Origin of the sequence: Leifsonia araucanica, from assembly GCF_051161895.1 — a bacterium.
Classification (GTDB): domain Bacteria; phylum Actinomycetota; class Actinomycetes; order Actinomycetales; family Microbacteriaceae; genus Leifsonia.
The window spans coordinates 176,425-194,507 of sequence record NZ_JBMBTW010000002.1 but is presented as its reverse complement, the minus strand read 5'-3'; the positions used below and the strand labels follow the sequence as shown (position 1 = coordinate 194,507).

Sequence of the window (18,083 nt, the reverse complement as noted above, 5' to 3'; positions counted from 1 at the left end):
CCATTGTAACTCGATAACTGGTTACGGTATGCTCTAACCACCAAAACAAGTTAGGTGGTTATCATGCATCCGCTCACTCTGTGGCTGACGTCGATCGCCGAACTCGGCGAGCGCGAACGCGAACAGGCACTGCTCCGCACCCGCCGCGACTCCGGCACCGAGCAGCCTCCACCGCTCACCCGCGACGGCCGCTGGGCGGCCGCCATCCACCGCTGGGCAGAGGAGGAGCGCGCGTCCGCGCCCACCCCGACCCCGGCCTCCGTCCGCACCCGCCACGCATAGCAATCGAGTCCGACGTTGTTCACGCCCGCAACCGGCGCGTCGCGTGAATAACTTCGGACTCGATTTTCAGGCGAGGGTGAGGAGTTCGGGGGCGTGGGCGACGGGGAAGTTCACCGACGCCGCGATGAAGCACTTGGCCGCGGCAGGGGCGTGCAGCGAGGCGGCCAGCTCGGCCTGAGCAGGGTCGGCGATCGTGACGCGGGGGCGCAGGGTGGCGCTGGTGAAGTGGCCTCCCCCGTTGCCGGTCTGCTCCATCACTCCGGTCGCCGCATCCGTGTATCCCACCACGACGACCCCGGCCAGTGCCGCCTCGGCGAGATAGCTGAGCATGTGGCACTGGCTGAGCGCCGCGAGCAGCAGTTCCTCGGGGTTCCAGCGGTCGCGGTCGCCGAAGAACGTGCGGTCCGCCGAGCCCTCGATGGGGTGCTTCCCCTCGGCCGTGACGACGTGCTCCCGCCCGTAGTCCTTGTAGCCGCTCGTCCCGGTTCCACGGTTGCCGGTCCATTCGATGTCGATCGCGTAGCTGTGCTCGAGCCTCATGGTCCGATTCTGCCACCGGAGCTAAACTCGTCTCATCATGACCGACACTCTGAGCACCAGCGCGCCCGTTTACAGCGTTGCGCAAGAACGCCGAATCGTCACGGCCGTACCCGGCCCGAAGTCCCAGGAGCTGCACCAGCGACGCCTGGCTGTGGTCCCCACCGGCGTCTCGTCCACCCTTCCCGTCTACATCGCCAAGGCGAACGGCGCCATCCTGGTCGACGTCGACGGCAACCAGTTCGTCGACTTCGGCGCCGGCATCGGCGTCACGACGGTCGGCCACACTGAGACGGCCGTCGTGGATGCTGCTGCCGCTCAGCTGCAGGACGTCATCCACACGCTCTTCACCATCACGCCGTACGAGGAGTACGTGCGCGTCGCCGAGCTGCTCGCCGCGCACACGCCGGGCGACCACGCCAAGAAAACGGTGCTCGTCAACTCGGGTGCGGAGGCCGTGGAGAACGGTGTCAAGATCGCCCGCAAGCACACCGGCCGCCGTGCCGTCGCTGTGCTCGACCACGCGTACCACGGGCGCACCAACCTCACGATGGCGATGAACTTCAAGGCGATGCCGTATGCGACCGGCTTCGGTCCGTTCGCCGGCGACGTCTACCACGCACCCAGCTCGTACCCGTATCACGACGGTCTCAGCGGTGCGGAGGCGGCAGCGCGCACCATCGCATACCTCGAGAAGGTCGTCGGCGCATCCGACCTCGCCTGCCTCGTCGTCGAGCCCATTCAGGGCGAGGGCGGCTTCATGGTTCCGGCAGACGGCTACCTGCCCGCCCTGCAGGAGTGGTGCACGGCCAACGGCGTCGTGTTCATCGCCGACGAGATCCAGAGCGGCATGGCGCGCACGGGTGCGTACTACGCCAGCGAGCACTTCGGTCTCGTGCCCGACCTGGTGCTGAGCGCCAAGGGCATCGCCGGCGGTCTCCCCCTCGCGGCGGTCACCGGCCGCGCCGAGATCATGGACTCCGCGCAGCCCGGCGGACTCGGCGGCACCTTCGGCGGCAACCCCGTCGCCGCTGCGGCCGCCGTCGCGGTGTTCGAGTCGATCGAGAAGAACCACCTCCTCGCCGAGGGCAAGCGCATCGAGAACACCCTCAAGCCGGCGCTGCTCGCCCTGCAGGAGAAGTACGACATCATCGGCGACGTGCGCGGCATCGGCGCGATGCTGGCGATCGAGCTGGTGCAGCCGGGCACCGCCTCCACCAGCAAGGAGCCGAACCCTGAGGCCGTCACCGCCATCGTGGCGTACGCGGCCCAGCACGGGCTGCTCGTCCTGTCGGCAGGAACGTACGGGAACGTCCTGCGCTTCCTGCCCAGCCTGGCCGTTTCCGACGCACTGATCGCCGACGCCGTCCAGGTGCTCGACGACGCCTTCTCCGCCCTGTGAGCCCCGCGGTCTTCACCGGCGAGGAGGCCGTCGAGCTGGCGGTCGTCGAGCGCAGCGGTTTCATCGAGTCCCGTCACGTCGGCTCCGCCATCGTGCTGGGACCGGACGGCAGCGTCGTCCGGTCGCTCGGCGCTCCGAGCGCTCCCGTCTTCCCCCGGTCGAGCATGAAGCCGTTCCAGGCCATCGCGGTCATGGGCGCCGGTGTCCCGCTGGAGGGCGCCGCGGCCGTGCTCGCCACGGCCAGCCACGGAGGGACGCCCGCCCACCTGTCCGTCGTGCGCGGCCTGCTCGCGCAGGCGCAGCTCACCGAGGACGCCCTGCAGTGCCCGAACGACTGGCCGCTCGACTTCGCGGCGCGCGACGACGCGATCCGGGCAGGCGACCACAAGCAGCCGCTGTTCATGAACTGCTCGGGCAAGCACGCCGCCATGCTGCTGGCCTGCATGGTCAACGGCTGGCCCACCGAGAGTTACCTCGACCCGCAGCACCCCATGCAGCAGCAGGTGCGGGATGTGGTCGAGCGGCTGACAGGGGACAAGGTCGTCGCGACCGGCATCGACGGCTGCGGAGCCCCGGTCTTCGCGATGGCCCTCAGCACCCTCGCCCGCGGCATCCAGCGCATCGCCACCGCATCGGAGGGCTCCCCGTTCGCGCTCTACCGCAACGCGGCGACGCTCAAGAACGCGGTGCTGGCCAACGGCTGGGCGATCGACGGCCCCGGACGCGCCAACACCCTGGTGATCGACGAGCTCGGCGTCTTCGCCAAGCTCGGCGCAGAGGGCGTGATGGTGATGGCCGCCCCCGACGGCACCACCGTCGCGCTCAAGATCCTCGACGGCAGCCTGCGCGCGGCGAGCATCGTCGCCCTGTCGCTGCTGGCGGACGCCGGGGCGATCGAGCGCCAGGCGGTCGACGCCATCGCTCCGAGACTCGACCTCGCGGTGTACGGCCGCGGCGAGCAGGTCGGGGAGATCCGCGCGTCGTACGTGTGACGCACGCCCCGTGACGTACGCCCCGTGTCCGGGACCGCGCTAAGGTGGTCCCGAACACGGGAGTCCGGTGAACCGGGCTGAGAGGAAGCGTCGAACGCTTCGACCGTCGAACCTGATCTGGATCATGCCAGCGCAGGGAGGCTGAATTCTCGCATATCGTCGCGTCCGCGACGGTGTTTCCCGTGCCCCACCTCCGACAGGAAGGGCACGACAGTGCACGCAACACCCACCCCACCCATCGAGCCGCGCGCGTTCGGCGTCGGCGGCAGGATCACCCTCTCGGTGATGAGCGACGACTACGTCGAGGTCATCCTCGGCGCTCTCGGCGCGACGCCGAGCACCGGGCTGACGGTCGAGACCGACCCGATCAGCACCTGGGTCACCGGCCACGAGCAGGACATCGCGCGCTATGTCAGCGCGCTGATCTCCGCAGCCTCCGCCGGCGGCCACCACGTCGTCGCCACCGTGATGCTCTCCCGCGGTTGCCCGGGCGAGGTCACCTGCGAGCGTCCAGAGCATCCCCCGGTGTTCTCGGACGCCCCGCTGGACGTGCCGCGGACCGGCGTGGATGCGCTGGCCCAGTGGGCGCTCTACCCGCTCGACGACCACGGCACCCCTGAGCGCACCGCCGACCACATGCGCGACATCTACGCGGCCATCGACGACGCGAAAGCGACGGGCACGTACGTCGGCAGCGACCACTACGTCACCAGGCTCTCCGGCGACCTCGCAGACATCGTCGGCACCATCGCCGGCACCTGGGCGGCGGTCGGCCGCTCCGTCGCGCACGTGACGACGCACGCCACCATCTCCGTCAACAGCCCGAGCGTGACCCGATGAGCGCCGGTGTCCGGCGAGGCTGGTCGCTGCGCGACCTGATGCTGGTCGTCGTGCTCGGGGTCGTCTTCGGCTTCCTCTACTGGGCGCTGGTGCAGGGCTGGATCGCCCTGTCCGCGCTGGCCGGACCGTTCGGCGACCTGGTGCAGCACGTGCTCCTCGGTGGCTGGCTGCTGGTGGCGCCGCTCGCCATCGCGATCGTGCGGCGGCCGTTCGCCGGCGTGCTGGCGGAGGTGATCGCCTCCGTGATCGAGGTGGTGTTCCTCGGCTCGGCCGTCGGACCGACGCTGCTGATCGCGGCCGCCATCCAGGGCGCTGGCAGCGAGCTGCCGTTCGCGGCCGGGCGCTACCGGCGGTTCGGCTGGCTGCGGTACACGCTGTCCGGCGCGCTCGGGGCCGGTGCGGTGTTCTTCTACTCGGCGTTCCGGTCGGGCTGGTACGGCACCGACCTGTTCTGGACCAGGCTGATCATCCAGGTGCTGTCCGGCGCGATCATCGGCGGCTTGCTCGCGAAGGTGCTGGTGCGGGCGGTGGAGCGCACCGGCGCCGTCGACAACTTCGCCATCGGACGGGACGCGGCGGCGGCCAGGTGATCGCGCTCGACGCCGTCGCCGTCCGCTACCGGCTGCAGGAGCATCCCGTGCTGAACGGCGTGGACCTCCGGGTCGCCGCCGGTGAGCGCGTGCTGGTGTTCGGGCCGTCCGGGTCCGGCAAGTCGACGCTGCTGCAGGTGCTGGCGGGAAGCATCCCGCACAGCGTCCACGCCGTGCTCGACGGGTCGGTGCGGATCGGCGACGGCGTCACGGAGGCGAGCACGGTGGTGGAGCGCTCTCCCGTCATCGGGATGGTCGGTCAGGATCCCGCTGCGGGCGTGTGCCTCCCCCGGGTGGATGCCGAACTCGCCCTGGTCCTGGAGAACGCGGCGGTCCCTCCCTCCGAGATCGACGGCAGGGTGCGCTCCGCCCTCCGGATGGCGGGGGCCGCCGCGCTCGAAGGGCGCTCGACGGCGGAGCTGTCCGGCGGCGAGCTGCAACGGGTGGCGCTGGCCGCCGCCGTGGTCGGCGAACCGCCCGTGCTGCTGCTCGACGAGCCGACCTCGATGCTGGATGCGCGCGGCGTGCGCGCCGTCCGGCAGGCGATCGACGACGCGGTGCGCGAGACGCGCCCGGCCGTCGTGCTGGTCGAGCACCGGCTGGACGAGTTCGCGGGCGACGCGGGAACGGCCGGGCTGCCGGAGCGGGCCGTCGCGTTCGGCGACGACGGGACGGTGCTGATGGAGGGACCGACCGACGCCGTCCTCTCCGCCAACGCGGCGCGGCTGCACGCGCTCGGCTGCTGGCTGCCGCTCGACACCGAGCTGCAGGCCATCACGGGCAGGGAGGGCCGCGTGGAGGACGGGACGTTCGACGGCTTCCTCTCCTCGCGCATCCCGGAGCGGGCAGAGGCGGAAGCGGAGGCGGCCGGGCGCCCGCTCGGTGACGCGGCGCTCACGGCGGTGGGCGTCACAGCGGGCCGCCGCGGCGCCCCGGCGGTCTCCGGCATCGACCTCGCCGTGCACGCCGGGGAGACGGTCGCGGTGCTGGGCGCCAACGGCGCGGGCAAGTCGACGGTGCTGCGCACGCTCGCCGGGCTGCTCCGGCCGCTCGCCGGGCGGGTGGAGGGCGACCGTCCCGCGCTCGTCTTCCAGAATCCGGAGCACCAGTTCGTCGCCGGCACGGTCGAGCGCGAACTGGTCTGCGGCCTGGATGCGCGGAGCATCCGGAGCCTCGACGTGCAGGGCGTGCTCGCCGAGCACCGCCTCACCGCGCTCGCCCAGCGGCACCCGCACCAGCTGTCCGGCGGGGAGAAACGCCGCCTGAGCCTCGCGGCGATGCTCGCCCATGCCCGCGGCGTGCTGCTGGCGGACGAGCCGACCTTCGGTCTCGACAGGAGGGACACCGTCGCCGTCGCCGAGGTGCTGCGCCGCACGGCGGACGCCGGGCGCGCCGTCGTGTTCGCCAGCCACGACCTCCGGCTCGTCGCCGCTCTGGCCGACCGCGTCGTGGTCGTGGCGGACGGCGGCATCGCATACGACGGCGACCTGCCCGGGCTCCTCGCCCGGCCGGCCCTGGTCGACGCGGCGGGCGTGCATCCCTCCCGGCTGCTGCGCTGGTTCGCCGCCCGCTGCGACACCGCCGCCCAGCTGCGCGCGGCGGTCACCGCCGTCGACCGGGCGCGGGTGCCGTCGTGACCGCGTCGTTCGTGCGGGAGGTGGCCGACTCGCCGCTGGCCAGACGCAACCCGAGCGTCAAGCTCCTACTGATGCTGGTGGTGTCCGTCGCCGTGATGTTCGTGCTCGACCCCGTCACGCCCGCCGTGCTCCTGCTGGTGGCGTTCACCGCCGTCGTGGCCGGCACCGGGATGCGGGTGACGGCGCTCGCCCGGTCACTCGCGCCATTCCTGCTCTTCGCCGTCAGCGTCTTCGTGGTGAACGTCCTCACCCGGCCGGGCGACGTGCTCTGGCAGGCCGGGATGCTCAGGGTCACGACCGAGGGCGTGCTGGTCGGGCTCGCGCTCGCCGGACGCACCATGCTGACCGGCCTGCTCGCCGTCGCGTTCCTCGTCTCGACAGACGGCGTCGCCCTGGTGAACAGCCTGCACCAGCACGCCGGGCTCAGCGTGCGCGTCACATACGCGATCCTCGCCGGATACCGGATGCTCCAAGACCTCGGAGCGGAGTGGACGACGATCAGGCAGGCGCAGCTCGTGCGCAGCCCGGTCGGCCGCTCCGGACGACGCAGGGCGCGACCGCGCCTGCTGGCCGCCGCGGTGTTCGCGCTGCTCGTCGGCTCGATCCGCCGGGGAGAACGGGTGGCAGGCACGCTGGAGCTGCGCGGACTCGGCCGCAGTCCGAGGACCGTCTGGCGGCCGGTCCCGCTCGGCAGGACGGACGCCGTGTTCTTCGCCGTCTCGCTCGCCGTGCTGGCGGCGATCCTGGCCGGGGCAGCGGCATCCGGGGTGCTGCGGGGCCCGGGCGTCCTGTTCTGAACGACGTGACGACCCGGCAGCTGGGTGCTGTCGGGCCGTCTCGCCTTTGGGGGTCTGGGTGCTTCGGCTCGGGTACCGGAAGCGGTCAGCCCACGTTCCTGGCGAGCCGTTTCGCTCGTGCCGCCGCCGTGAGCTGGGTAATCAGCACCACGAGAATGGTGATGATGAACACGGCGGAGGCGATCACGTTCGCCTGGGCGGGGATGCCGCGGGACGCCGCGATGTAGATGTACATCGGGAACGTCGTCACGGCACCTGCGTTGAAGTTGGTGATGATGAAGTCGTCGAAGCTGAGCGAGAACGACAGCAGCGCCGCCGACAGGATGCCGGGGAGCAGCAGCGGGAACGTGATGCGCCAGAACACGGCGATCGGAGACCCGTACAGGTCGCGTCCGGCCTCCTCCAGGGCGGGGTCCAGGCTCGCGACGCGCGCCTTGACCGTGACCACCACGAAACTGATGCAGAACATCACGTGGGCGATGATGATCGTGCCGAAGCCCTTGTTCACGCTGAGGCTGAGGAACTGCGCGGCGAGGCCGGCACCGAGCACGACCTCCGGGCTCGCCATCGGCAGGAACAGCAGCAGGCTGGTCTGCGACCGGAACCGGAAGCGGTAGCGCATCAGCGCGATGGCGATCATCGTGCCGAGCACCGTCGCGATGACGGTGGCGACGATGCCGATGATGATGCTCGCCATGAACGCGTCGCAGATGCCGGCGGCGTCGCAGACGTTCGTCCAGTTGCGGAAGGTGAACCCGCGCCAGGCGATGTTGTTCTTGAGCGCGTCGTTGAACGAGAAGATGAACGTGTAGACGATCGGGATGAGCAGGAACGCCAGCGCGAGGAACGCGTAGACGCCGAGGCCGAGGCCCTTGAAACGGAAGCCTTTCACAGCAAATCCTCCGTCCCGCTGCGCTTCACATAGACGCCGACCACCGCCAGGATGACCGCCATCAGCACCACGGACATGGCCGCGGCCGTCGGGTAGTTCTGCAGCACCAGGAAGTTCGTCTCGATGACGTTACCGATCATCGAGGTGTCCGAGCCGCCGAGGAAGTCCTGCGACGCGTTGATGTAGTCGCCGGCCGCCGGGATGAAGGTCAGCAGCGTGCCGGAGACGATGCCGGGCATCGACAGCGGGATGGTGACCTTGCGGAACGTCGTCCAGGCACTCGCGTACAGGTCGGCTCCCGCCTCCAGGTAGCGCACATCCAGTCGTTCGAGCGTCGAGTACAGCGGCAGCGTCATGAACGGGATGAAGTTGTACGTCAGACCGAAGATGACGGAGAACGCCGTGCCGGTGACGTGCGCATCCGGTGGCAGGATCGACAGCGCCTTGAGCGAGCTGGTGAACCAGGAGTCGTCGGAGAGCAGCTGCTTCCAGGCCAGCGTGCGGAGCAGGAAGCTGATGAAGAACGGTGCGATGACGAGCGTCATCAGCAGGTTCTGCAGCAGGGGGTACTTCCGCACCTTCACGCCGATGAAGTACGCGAGGGGGTAGCTGATCACCAGAGCGGCGGCCGTCGCGATGATCGCGTAGACGAACGACCGGATGATCTGCGGCCAGTACTCCGCGATCGCGTCCGTGTAGTTCTGCCACTGGAAGGCGGCCTGGTACTGCCCGATGTCCCCATCCACCACGGGAGTCTGGAACGACGTGATGATGAGCGACACCAGCGGCGTGAGGAAGAACAGCACCAGGTACAGGATGCCCGGAAGCAGCAGCACGAGCGCGATGCCGCTCCTGCGCCGCTGCGGCGGCTCCTGGTCCTGCGCCGTCGGCGGTGCGGCCGACGAGAACGTGGCGAGCGCCATCAGGCCTCCTCGAGCTCCGTCAGCATGCGCTCCTTGGCCTGCGTCGCGATCATCTGGGTGTCGGAGTCGTCGGCGAAGCGGCCGTCCGCCGGTGGTTCGTCGGCGAGCACGAAGGTGTGCGACGGGTCCCACGCGATCCACACCTCGCCGCCGAGGGTGGCGACGGGACCGCTCGACAGGTTCTGCGCGAACACGACGATCGTGCCCGCGCCGGGCACCTGCACCAGGTACTGCGTGCTCACACCGCTGAACGACACGTCGATCACCCGGCCTGGACCCAGGATGTTCGAGCCGCCGGGGATCGCGGACGGGTCGGAGAACAGCGACAGTTTCTCCGGCCGGACGCCCACCGTGACCGTTCCGGTGTGCCGCTGAGCGCGCGACCGGGGAACCTGGATGCGCTGCCCGGCCACATCCACGCCGAGCACGTCTCCTCCCCCGTCCAGGATCGGGCCGACGAACAGGTTGGACTGGCCGAGGAAGTTCGCCACGAACACCGTGGCCGGAAGCTCGTAGAGCACAGCGGGTGCGCCCATCTGCTCGATCTCGCCCTTGTTCATCACGGCGACGGTGTCGGCCATCGTCATGGCCTCCTCCTGGTCGTGCGTGACGTGCACGAAGGTGAGGCCGACCTCGTTCTGGATCGACTTCAGCTCCAGCTGCATCTGACGGCGCAGCTTGAGGTCGAGCGCGCCGAGCGGCTCGTCGAGCAGCAGCAGGGCGGGCCGGTTGACGACGGCACGGGCCAGGGCGACGCGCTGCTGCTGACCGCCGGACAGCTGGGCGGGCCGCCGGGAGGCGAGGTGGTCGAGCTCCACCAGGCGCAGCGCCTCGTGCGCCTTCTGTACAGGGTCGCCGATCTTGCGGCGGCGCAGCCCGAACGCCACGTTCTCCAGGATGGTCATGTGCGGGAAGAGCGCGTAGCTCTGGAACACCGTGTTGACCGGCCGCTGGAACGGCTTGGTCTTGGTGACGTCCTTGCCGCCGATGAGGATCTGGCCCTCCGTCGGCTCTTCGAGCCCGGCGACGAGGCGCAGGGTGGTGGTCTTCCCACATCCACTCGGCCCGAGCAGGGCGAAGAACGAACCGGCCGGGATGGTGAGGTCGAGGTTCTCGATCGCCGTGAACCCCGGGAAGCGCTTCTTGATCCCGACCAGCTGCAGGTCGGCGCCGGACTCGGCGAATGCTCCGCGTGCCATCAGGCGCCCAGGATGACCTTCTGGAACGCCGCCTGGTACTTCTGCTCCTCCGCCGGGGTGAGGGTGCGGAAGATGTGCGCGTTCGAGAGGGTGGTGTCGTCCGGGAAGATCAGCTGGTTGTCTGCGAGCTCCGGGTCGATCTTGACCGCGGCCTCCTTCGCACCGACCACCGGGGTGATGTAGTTCACCCAGGCGGCCACCTCCGCTGCGACCTCCGGCTGGTAGTAGTAGTCGATCAGCTTCTCGGCGTTCGCCTTGCGCGGCGAGCCGATCGGGATGACGAAGTTGTCGCTCCACAGGGTGCCGCCCGCCTCCGGCAGGATGAACTCCCAGTTGTCTCCAGCCTCGGCGTTCAGCTGGGTGATGTCGCCCGACCAGCAGATCGCGGCGAGGGTGTCCCCGCTCTTGAGGTCGTTGAGGTACGAGTTGCCCTTGATGTTGCGGATCTGCCCGTCGCTGACCTCCTTGGTCAGTTTGTCGATGGCCTTGTTGAAGTCGTCGTCGCTGAACTTCTTCGAGATGTCGACGCCCTGCTGCAGCATGAGCAGCCCCATCGTGTCGCGCATCTCGCTCAGCACGCCGACCTTGCCCTTGAGCTCGGGCTTCCACAGGTCGTCGACCGACTTGAGGCCGTTCGGCAGCTTGGACTTGTTCCAGCAGATGCCGGCGAAACCGCTCTGCCAGGGCAGGGACTTCTTGCGTCCAGGGTCGAAGTCGGCATCCTGAAGCGACGGCGACAGGTTCTTCTTGTTCGGGATGGCCGACTCGTCGAAGGTCTGCACGTAGCCGAACCGGATGAGGCGGGCGACCATCCAGTCGGTGAGGCAGACGGTGTCAGCCCCGATGTCCTTGCCGAGGGCGAGCTGGTCCTTCACCTTGGCGTAGTAGGTGTTGTTGTCGTCGACGGCCACGTCGTATTTGACCGTGATGCCGGTCTGCTTCTCGAACGCCATGAGCGTCGGGTACTTGCCGTTGTCGTCCTGGTCGAGGTATGCCTGCCAGTTGGCCCAGGTCAGCGTCTTGTCCGACGACGACACGTCCTTGGCCGCGGTCGGCTTGCTCGACGCTCCGCCGGTGGAGCAGGCGGCCAGGGCGAGCGCCGCAGCGCTGGCGCCGGCACCGGCGAGGAGCCCGCGGCGTGTCATCTGAGAACGCCTGGCGGATTCCACCAGTTTCTGGATCATCGGGTCTTGCGGAAGCTGCCTGGAATTCACGAGTGGTGCTCCTTCGGGGTCGAACACGATCACGCACAACAACCCGCCGGCACTTCGATGTGCCCGTGCGGTGGGTCGATACTGGCACATGGCCGGTGCTGTGCGCATCATCCAATGGGGAAAACGTCCATTCCGAAACACAATCTTCACGAAATCCGTTCCGGATCGTCGTTTTCGACGGGGAAACCGTTGTGCAGCCCCTTCCGAGGGAGACGCGCTGGCGGAATCCGCACCCTCTCCCCTGCGAATTCACGAAATCAGCACAAATACGACCAACGGACAGTCGAAATCGTCGTTGTGTTCGGGCTAGGGTGATCATCGAACCACCACGTCGACGTGTAAGGAGCCCCATGAAGGTCGCGATCCCCCGCGAAATCAAGAACAACGAGTTCCGGGTGGCGATCACCCCGGCCGGCGTGCACGACCTCGTCGCGAACGGGCACGAGGTCTACGTCGAGACCGAGGCGGGTGTCGGTTCCTCCATCCCCGACGAGCTCTACGCCTCGGCGGGCGCCACGATCCTGCCGGACGCCGCATCCACCTGGCAGATCGCGGACCTGGTGCTCAAGGTCAAGGAGCCGATCGAGAGCGAGTACCAGCACTTCCGAGCCGGCCTCGTGCTGTTCACCTACCTGCACCTCGCCGCGGAGGAGAACCTCACCCGCGCGCTCATCGACTCCGGCGTCACCGCCATCGCGTACGAGACCGTGCAGTTGCCGTCCCGCGCCCTCCCCCTGCTCGCCCCGATGAGCGAGGTGGCCGGCCGCCTCGCCCCGATCGTCGGCGCGAACACCATGCTCAAGCCGAACGGCGGCCCTGGCCTCCTGGTCCCCGGCGTTCCCGGCACGCACCCGGCCGTCGTCACGGTGCTCGGCGGCGGTGTCGCGGGCACGAACGCGACCTCGGTGGCCGTCGGCCTCGGCGCGGAGGTGACGGTGCTCGACACCAACATCGCCCGCCTGCGCGAACTGGATGCGCTCTACGCGGGCCGCATCAAGACCATCGCCTCGAACAGCTTCGAGATCGAGAAGGCGGTCGTCGCCTCTGACCTCGTCATCGGCTCCGTGCTCGTTCCCGGCGCGAAGGCGCCGAAGCTGGTGAGCAACGAGCTGGTGTCCAGGATGAAGCCGGGAAGCGTGCTCGTCGACATCGCCGTCGACCAGGGCGGCTGCTTCGCGGATTCCCACCCGACCACCCATGCCGACCCGACGTTCACGGTGCACCAGTCGCTGTTCTACTGCGTCGCGAACATGCCGGGCGCGGTGCCGCACACCTCGACGTACGCGCTGACCAACGCGACGCTGCCGTACGCGCGCGCCATCGCGAGCCGCGGCTGGCGCGAGGCGCTGTCTGCTGACGCCTCCCTCGCGCTCGGCCTGAACGTGCACGCGGGCACGGTGACCAACTCCGCCGTGGCAGAGGCCCACGGCCTCACCTCCGGGACGGTCGCCGACGCGCTCGCCTAGCCGCGCATCCCGGCGGGGCGCTGCGGCGTCAGCTCAGCTGACGTCGAACCACTGGTCGCCGATCTCCACGCGGGTGCCGCGCGTCACGCGGTAGCGTCGTCCTGCCTCGCAGAGGCGGGCGACGCCGCCGAGTGGATGTGCGACCGTCCCGTTCCCGGAGTACCGGTCGCAGATCCACAGCTCCCCCGCCTCGATGCCGAACTCGAGGTGCGTCTTCGAGACGCTCCTGGCCGGGTCGTCGACGGTGATCAGCTGGTCGACCTGCTCCCCCGGCTGCGTGATCGGGCGGCGGCCGATCAGGCCGGTGCCCGACACCTCGACGCTCGGGCCGGTGGAGAAGCTGAGCGTGTACGTCACCTGTGCCTGCTCGACCGGCGGCGCCGTGTCGAGGTCTTCGACCAGGATCGGCGCGTCGTCCAGGGGCTCCGCTCCCGGGAACCGTCCGGCGACCGCCGGTTTGGGCAGCCGCTCCACGATGGAGGTGTCGGAGGGCCGGGAGTCCGCGACGGCAGGCGGCCGAACGCGCGCCGCCGTGACCGAGCTTCCGCAGTTGCCGCAGAACAGGGTTCCGTCCGACAATTCGCTGCCACACACCCGACAGTTCATCGTCTGCCTTTCCTTCCGTTGCCCTTCCACCCACGGTAGCCGAGCGAGCGGAGCGAAACCGCCGCCAGCAGGCGCTTCCACCGTGTGTCGCGCTTGCCGAGCTGGCCGCGCAGTTCGTCGACGGCCTTCCAGACCGTGTCCGCCTCCTCCTCGGTGGGGGCGATCGGGCTGAACACCGCCCGGTCGGCGACCGCCGCGAGGGCGCTCGCCCGGGAGCCGCCGATGGTGCCGGCGAACTCCTTCCTGGTCGCAGCGGGCGGCGGGTCGTAGCCGTGGTCGACCGCGGTGTCCGCGAACTCGCGCCACCCTCCCGCGATGCGCTCCACCGAGGTCGGCGCCCGCCTGCGCAGCGCCCTGCGCCGCCACTTCGCGGCGAGGACGGCGAGGAACGGCGCGGAGAGGATCGCCAGGCCGAGCACCACCCAGCCGAGAATGGTGAGCACCGTGAGGATCGCATCCAGGAGCGGGTTGGGCTGCGGGGTGTTGCTCTTGTCGACCTGCGCCTGCGGCGGGTCGTCGCGCTGCGCGGGCGTGTCGTCGACGGGAGGCTGCACGTTGGTCTGCGGGCGCGTGATCTGCGTCGGCTGGTCCGGCTGCTTCGGCGGAACGGGCCGCAGCGGCGGGGTCGGGTCGACCGTGACCCAGCCGTCCGCCGTCTGCACTTCGATCCACGCCGAGATGTCCGAACCGGTGAGGGTGACGCTCGCCGAGCTCGCCTGGTCCTTCGGAGCGACGAATCCGACGACGACGCGGGCCGGGAACCCCAGCTGCCTCGCCATCAGGGCAGCGGTCACGGCGTACTGCTCCTGGTCGCCCAGCATCGGGATGTCGGTGAGCAGCTCCGTGATGCGGTCTGCTCCGTGCCCCGACCTGCTCGGCGGCTCGTCCGGTCCGATGCCGTGGCTGATGTACCCGTCGGCCGCGAGCCCGTCAAGCGCGGCTGCGAGCTTTGCGCCGGCGCCGGTCACCCCGGCGGTGTACTTCTGCAGCGTCTGCGAGAGCTCGTCCGGGATGATCGCGGGCTTCGGGACCACGGCGCTACCCGGCTCCGCCTTCGTGAGGCCGGCGGCGGTGACCTCGGGCTTGACCACCGCATCCATCGTGTAGCTGTCGCCGGATGCGAGGCTGCGGGTGACGGCGCCTGTGCCGGTGACGTCGTTGTAGAAGAACGCGCCGGAGAGCGTCGGCGCGTTCGAGCCGTGGAAGGTGATCTGCTGCAGCTGGCCGCTGCCGGGAACCCAGGGGCCGCGGTAGTCGCGCACGGTCACCGCGATGGTGTCGCGCGTTCCGGTGACGCTGTTCTGGTCCATCCGGTACGGCACGCGGGTGAACGATCCGGATGCGCTGGTCACCGCGTCGGTGCCGACCGAGTACGTCACTCCGTCGTAGGTGTCGAGCGTCGCGATGCGCAGCCGGCGGTCGGACGGGAGCCCGTCGACGGTGAGCATCGGCTGGTCGGCCTTGGCCGGTTCGAGGTAGGAGCGGAAGCCGCTCAGCGGCGTCGGGTACGAGCGGGGGTCGAACGGCTGCTCGACGGCGGTGCGCACCACCTGGCGCTCGCGGTCGGGCGGGGCGAGCACGGCGGCGGCGGTGCCGGCGACGCAGGCGATGGCCACGATGACGGCAGCGCCGACGAGGGTGCGGCCGACGGTCATCCTCCTGTCGCGGGCCGACTCGACGATGACGCCGCTCTGCTCGGTGAGACTGCGCACGGACGCCGCCCGTCTGCGCAGCCGGAAGCGGATCATCCAGCCGAGCAGCACCGCGAACAGGGTCAGCGCCAGCCAGAGCGGGACGGCGGAGGTGCCGGAGCCGAGCAGGATGCCCGCCAGCATCAGGAGGATGGGCGGGATGGCGGCCAGCTCTCCTCGTTTGGCGCGCAGTGCTGTCGACACCGTCGCCACGACGGCGACGAGGATCAGGATGAACGCGGGGACGAGCAGCGCCTGGTACGACCCGACCGGCAGCGAGATCGTGACGAGCTGCTTCCAGCTGAGCCAGGTGGCGCGCACCAGGTCGCCGAAGCCCTGCGCGGTGGGCAGCAGGCCGCGCGCCGTCGTCTCGCCCGGCACCGCCAGTTGGGTGCCGAGACCGAGGTACACCAGTACGACGAGCGGAGCGACGACGATGCTCGGCCAGCGGAACACCGCACCGAGCACGGCGATGGCCGCCCCGACCAAGAGGGTCACGCCGAGCATCACGGCGAACGCGGACGACTGGTACACCGGCCAGAAGGCCGCGGCGGCCAGCCCGGTGGCGACGATCGCGAACGTGGTGTCGACGGCGGCGCCCGCCAGCCGCTTCCGCGCATCCACGGCGGGGACGGTCGTGCGCTTCGTCTTCTGCTGCACTGCCATCAGGTCGCCAGCCGTTTCGCCAGGCTCTTCTGCAGGTCTTCCAGGTAGCCGATGGTGAGCACGCTGAGGTCGGACACCCTGCGCAGGGCGGGCACCGCCCCCTCGTCGCAGACCACGGCGACCACGTCGACGCCGAGCGGGAAGTGCGATGCGGAGGCGCGCAGCTGCGTGGCGGTCACGGTCGAGCCGCAGACGAGGAACGCGATGGAGGTGCCCGTCGATTCCTCCGCCGCGATCTGCGCGAGCTCCGGCAGTCGGAGTGCCGTCGGCGCCAACTCGACACTGGCGAGGTCGTCGAGCAGCCTGCCCCTGTTCACGACGCTGAGGCGTCGGACGGTGTGCACGATCTTCTTCGCGAAGTCCGGCGTGCGTGCGCTCGCGACCACGGATACGGTGCGCGAGTCGAGCATGGCGCGCACGCCGAGCGAACCGGCGGCGCTCACCGCCAGCTCGAACTCCTCGTCGTTGCCGTAGTCGGAGCTCGACAGGCTGAGGGCGACCAGCAGGTGGCTGCGCCTGGTCTCCTCGAATTGCCGCACCATGTAGCTGCCGGTCTTCGCCGTCGACTTCCAGTGGATGTTCCTGCGCTCGTCGCCCGGAACGTACTCGCGCAGCGCGTGGAACGCGATGTCGCTCGCGGTCAGGTCGCGCGTCGGGGCGCCTTCCAGGTCGCGCACGAACCCCGTGCTCATGCTCGGGATGGCGATGGTCCGGGGATGCACGAACAGGTCGAGCGACTCCGCCCACACCATCTCGCGCCGCACGACGCCCACCGGGTCGGCGCGCACCGTGCGCACGGGGCCGATCGGTACGATGCCTCTGCGCGTGGTCGGCACCAGGAAGACGTCGGAGTGCTCCTCGCCTCCGGCCAGCGACGGAGCGGCGAACTCGGCGAGGCCGTGCCCGACCGGCACCTCGACCCGCACACCGGGGAGCCTGCGACGCACGGGGTTCCGCACGATCACCTCGCCGGGCGCCTTCTCCCCCACCACGACGCGGTTCGACGGCAGGGCCAGCTGCACCCGGTACGCGTTTCGCCCCGCCAGGTAGCCGGAGGCCACCACCAGCAGGGCGACGGCAGACCAGCCGACCACCACCGCCTCCAGCCAGCCGTACACATAGCCGGAGGTCAGCCCGAGGATCGCGACGACGGCGAGAGCCCAGCCGAGCGGCGTGACCACCGAGCCGATCCTGCGCGCCACCCCGGAGACCGCCCGCCAGGCGGCAGAGGTCGACCGCACGACCAGCACGATCACGTCGGCCAGGAATCCGTCCCTGGTGCCGACGATCCTCGCCCTGGCGTTGGTGAGCTCCGCCTGGGTGCGACTGACGGTGGTGCTCACACGGCGACCCGATCCCCGGGCGGCGGCGTCTCGATCAGGATCTGGGCGACCACGCTCGACGCTGTCACACCTTCGAACTCGGCCTCGGGGTCGAGCACGAGGCGGTGGGCGAGCACCGGCTCCGCCAGCGCCTTCACGTCGTCGGGCGTCACGTAGTACCGGCCGGCCGACGCAGCGAGCGTCTTGGACGCGCGCACGAGCGCGAGGGCGCCCCGCACGCTGACGCCGAGACGGATCTCGTCGGCCGTGCGGGTCGCATCCACCAGCCGGGAGACGTAGTCGTTGATCGTGGCGTCGACGTGCACCGTGCGCGCCATGCCGGCCATCTCCACCACCGTGGCCGCCGAGATGACCTCCGGCACGACGATCTCGTGCGCCCGGTGCTCCGACCCCTCCAGGATGCGCAGGGTCGCCTCGTGGTCCGGGTAGCCGATCGACGCCTTCATCAGGAACCGGTCGAGCTGCGCCTCCGGAAGCCGGTACGTCCCCGCCTGCTCGATCGGGTTCTGCGTGGCGATGACCATGAACGGGGCGCCGACCTGGTGGCGGACGCCGTCGACCGTGACCTGCTCCTCCTCCATCACTTCGAGCAGCGCCGACTGGGTCTTGGGACTCGCCCTGTTGATCTCGTCGGCGAGCACGATGTTCGCGAAGACCGGGCCGCGGTGGAACTCGAACGCGCCGGTGCGCTGGTCGAAGATGTTGACGCCGGTGATGTCGCCCGGCAGCAGGTCGGGGGTGAACTGCACCCGGTTGCTCGTGCCGCGGACGCTCTGCGCGATGGCGCGCGCCAGCGACGTCTTGCCCGTGCCGGGGAAGTCCTCCAGCAGCAGGTGCCCTTCGCTGAACAGCGCCGTGAGGGACAGCCGGATGATGTGCGCCTTGCCGAGCAGCACCCTGTCGATGTTCGACACCAGCCGCTCGAAGACGCCGGAGAACCACGTCGCCTGCTCGGGGGTCATTGTCATGCGTGGCCTCTCAGCGTCTTCTGGTGGTGCCGCGGCCG

General features: G+C 69.9%; 17 protein-coding genes and 1 riboswitch. Of the genes, 8 read left to right on the top strand and 9 right to left on the bottom strand.

The annotated features are described in order from the left end of the window. The first annotated feature begins 63 nt into the window (after nucleotides 1-63). Nucleotides 64-282, top strand: a complete 219-nt coding sequence (locus tag ACN6M5_RS00890) for a hypothetical protein (protein WP_434948181.1) — start codon at nucleotides 64-66, stop codon at nucleotides 280-282. A 66-nt stretch (nucleotides 283-348) separates the two neighbouring features. On the opposite strand, the gene ACN6M5_RS00885 is transcribed toward ACN6M5_RS00890, so the two are convergent. Continuing rightward, on the bottom strand, nucleotides 349-822 hold the full coding sequence (locus ACN6M5_RS00885) for an OsmC family protein (RefSeq protein WP_168689067.1): 474 nt from the start codon (nucleotides 820-822) through the stop codon (nucleotides 349-351). A 37-nt stretch (nucleotides 823-859) separates the two neighbouring features. Between ACN6M5_RS00885 and gabT the strand changes: the two genes are divergently transcribed. The 6 genes from gabT (at nucleotide 860) to ACN6M5_RS00855 (ending at nucleotide 7,077) form a co-directional block, all read left to right on the top strand. After that, complete coding sequence (gene gabT, locus ACN6M5_RS00880; RefSeq protein WP_168689066.1) at nucleotides 860-2,221, top strand: 4-aminobutyrate--2-oxoglutarate transaminase; 1,362 nt, start codon at nucleotides 860-862, stop codon at nucleotides 2,219-2,221. Beyond that, a complete protein-coding gene (locus ACN6M5_RS00875; protein WP_434948180.1) occupies nucleotides 2,218-3,213 on the top strand; it encodes an asparaginase in 996 nt (331 codons plus the stop codon). Before gabT ends, ACN6M5_RS00875 begins: the two co-directional genes overlap by 4 nt. Before the next feature lie 46 nt (nucleotides 3,214-3,259). Then, nucleotides 3,260-3,369, top strand: a riboswitch (TPP riboswitch). A gap of 57 nt (nucleotides 3,370-3,426) precedes the next feature. After that, nucleotides 3,427-4,053 (top strand): YkoF family thiamine/hydroxymethylpyrimidine-binding protein, encoded by a 627-nt coding sequence (locus tag ACN6M5_RS00870; RefSeq protein WP_434948179.1) that lies wholly within the window; start codon nucleotides 3,427-3,429, stop codon nucleotides 4,051-4,053. Then, entirely contained in the window at nucleotides 4,050-4,643 is a 594-nt protein-coding gene (locus ACN6M5_RS00865; protein ID WP_434948178.1) for an ECF transporter S component, read from the top strand. The genes ACN6M5_RS00870 and ACN6M5_RS00865 overlap by 4 nt, the downstream gene beginning before the upstream one ends. Next, nucleotides 4,640-6,280: an ABC transporter ATP-binding protein gene (locus tag ACN6M5_RS00860; protein ID WP_434948177.1), complete on the top strand. Its 1,641-nt coding sequence runs from the start codon at nucleotides 4,640-4,642 to the stop codon at nucleotides 6,278-6,280. The genes ACN6M5_RS00865 and ACN6M5_RS00860 overlap by 4 nt, the downstream gene beginning before the upstream one ends. Next, entirely contained in the window at nucleotides 6,277-7,077 is an 801-nt protein-coding gene (locus tag ACN6M5_RS00855; RefSeq protein WP_434948176.1) for an energy-coupling factor transporter transmembrane component T family protein, read from the top strand. Before ACN6M5_RS00860 ends, ACN6M5_RS00855 begins: the two co-directional genes overlap by 4 nt. An 85-nt stretch (nucleotides 7,078-7,162) precedes the next feature. Here the strand turns inward: ACN6M5_RS00855 and ACN6M5_RS00850 are convergent, their stop codons facing one another. The 4 genes from ACN6M5_RS00850 to ACN6M5_RS00835 are packed head-to-tail and all read right to left on the bottom strand — an operon-like array spanning nucleotide 7,163 to nucleotide 11,236. Next, nucleotides 7,163-7,969 carry an ABC transporter permease gene (locus ACN6M5_RS00850; RefSeq protein ID WP_085369353.1) on the bottom strand — a complete coding sequence of 269 codons (807 nt, stop codon included), beginning with the start codon at nucleotides 7,967-7,969 and terminating at the stop codon, nucleotides 7,163-7,165. Further along, nucleotides 7,966-8,892, bottom strand: coding sequence for an ABC transporter permease (locus tag ACN6M5_RS00845; protein WP_085369354.1), 927 nt, complete (start codon nucleotides 8,890-8,892; stop codon nucleotides 7,966-7,968). The genes ACN6M5_RS00850 and ACN6M5_RS00845 overlap by 4 nt, the downstream gene beginning before the upstream one ends. After that, nucleotides 8,892-10,091, bottom strand: coding sequence for an ABC transporter ATP-binding protein (locus tag ACN6M5_RS00840; RefSeq protein WP_434948175.1), 1,200 nt, complete (start codon nucleotides 10,089-10,091; stop codon nucleotides 8,892-8,894). The genes ACN6M5_RS00845 and ACN6M5_RS00840 overlap by 1 nt, the downstream gene beginning before the upstream one ends. Continuing rightward, a complete protein-coding gene (locus ACN6M5_RS00835) occupies nucleotides 10,091-11,236 on the bottom strand; it encodes an ABC transporter substrate-binding protein (RefSeq protein ID WP_247597340.1) in 1,146 nt (381 codons plus the stop codon). The genes ACN6M5_RS00840 and ACN6M5_RS00835 overlap by 1 nt, the downstream gene beginning before the upstream one ends. Nucleotides 11,237-11,655: 419 nt before the next feature. On the opposite strand from ACN6M5_RS00835, the gene ald reads away from it, so the two are divergent. Beyond that, nucleotides 11,656-12,771: an alanine dehydrogenase gene (ald, locus tag ACN6M5_RS00830; protein ID WP_434948174.1), complete on the top strand. Its 1,116-nt coding sequence runs from the start codon at nucleotides 11,656-11,658 to the stop codon at nucleotides 12,769-12,771. A 33-nt stretch (nucleotides 12,772-12,804) separates the two neighbouring features. Here ald and ACN6M5_RS00825 read toward each other — a convergent pair whose 3' ends face one another. From ACN6M5_RS00825 to ACN6M5_RS00810, 4 genes are read right to left on the bottom strand one after another with little or no spacing between them, the layout of a single operon-like run. Beyond that, on the bottom strand, nucleotides 12,805-13,350 hold the full coding sequence (locus ACN6M5_RS00825) for a hypothetical protein (RefSeq protein WP_518525480.1): 546 nt from the start codon (nucleotides 13,348-13,350) through the stop codon (nucleotides 12,805-12,807). 23 nt (nucleotides 13,351-13,373) lie between these two features. Then, the gene (locus ACN6M5_RS00820; RefSeq protein ID WP_434948172.1) at nucleotides 13,374-15,734 is read right to left on the bottom strand and encodes a transglutaminase TgpA family protein; all 2,361 of its coding nucleotides are present in this window, start codon (nucleotides 15,732-15,734) and stop codon (nucleotides 13,374-13,376) included. Continuing rightward, nucleotides 15,734-17,077, bottom strand: coding sequence for a DUF58 domain-containing protein (locus ACN6M5_RS00815; protein WP_085369358.1), 1,344 nt, complete (start codon nucleotides 17,075-17,077; stop codon nucleotides 15,734-15,736). The genes ACN6M5_RS00820 and ACN6M5_RS00815 overlap by 1 nt, the downstream gene beginning before the upstream one ends. After that, nucleotides 17,074-18,045: an AAA family ATPase gene (locus ACN6M5_RS00810; RefSeq protein ID WP_085369359.1), complete on the bottom strand. Its 972-nt coding sequence runs from the start codon at nucleotides 18,043-18,045 to the stop codon at nucleotides 17,074-17,076. Before ACN6M5_RS00810 ends, ACN6M5_RS00815 begins: the two co-directional genes overlap by 4 nt. Nucleotides 18,046-18,083: the final 38 nt, after the last annotated feature.

What these genes read in the sequence shown, in the direction of transcription:
- ACN6M5_RS00890 (WP_434948181.1), top strand. Translation starts at nt 64, where the DNA reads ATGCATCCGCTCACTCTGTGGCTGACGTCGATCGCCGAACTCGGCGAG.
- ACN6M5_RS00885 (WP_168689067.1), bottom strand. Translation starts at nt 822, where the DNA reads ATGAGGCTCGAGCACAGCTACGCGATCGACATCGAATGGACCGGCAAC.
- gabT (WP_168689066.1), top strand. Translation starts at nt 860, where the DNA reads ATGACCGACACTCTGAGCACCAGCGCGCCCGTTTACAGCGTTGCGCAA.
- ACN6M5_RS00865 (WP_434948178.1), top strand. Translation starts at nt 4,050, where the DNA reads ATGAGCGCCGGTGTCCGGCGAGGCTGGTCGCTGCGCGACCTGATGCTG.
- ACN6M5_RS00845 (WP_085369354.1), bottom strand. Translation starts at nt 8,892, where the DNA reads ATGGCGCTCGCCACGTTCTCGTCGGCCGCACCGCCGACGGCGCAGGAC.
- ACN6M5_RS00840 (WP_434948175.1), bottom strand. Translation starts at nt 10,091, where the DNA reads ATGGCACGCGGAGCATTCGCCGAGTCCGGCGCCGACCTGCAGCTGGTC.
- ACN6M5_RS00835 (WP_247597340.1), bottom strand. Translation starts at nt 11,236, where the DNA reads ATGACACGCCGCGGGCTCCTCGCCGGTGCCGGCGCCAGCGCTGCGGCG.
- ald (WP_434948174.1), top strand. Translation starts at nt 11,656, where the DNA reads ATGAAGGTCGCGATCCCCCGCGAAATCAAGAACAACGAGTTCCGGGTG.
- ACN6M5_RS00820 (WP_434948172.1), bottom strand. Translation starts at nt 15,734, where the DNA reads ATGGCAGTGCAGCAGAAGACGAAGCGCACGACCGTCCCCGCCGTGGAT.
- ACN6M5_RS00810 (WP_085369359.1), bottom strand. Translation starts at nt 18,045, where the DNA reads ATGACAATGACCCCCGAGCAGGCGACGTGGTTCTCCGGCGTCTTCGAG.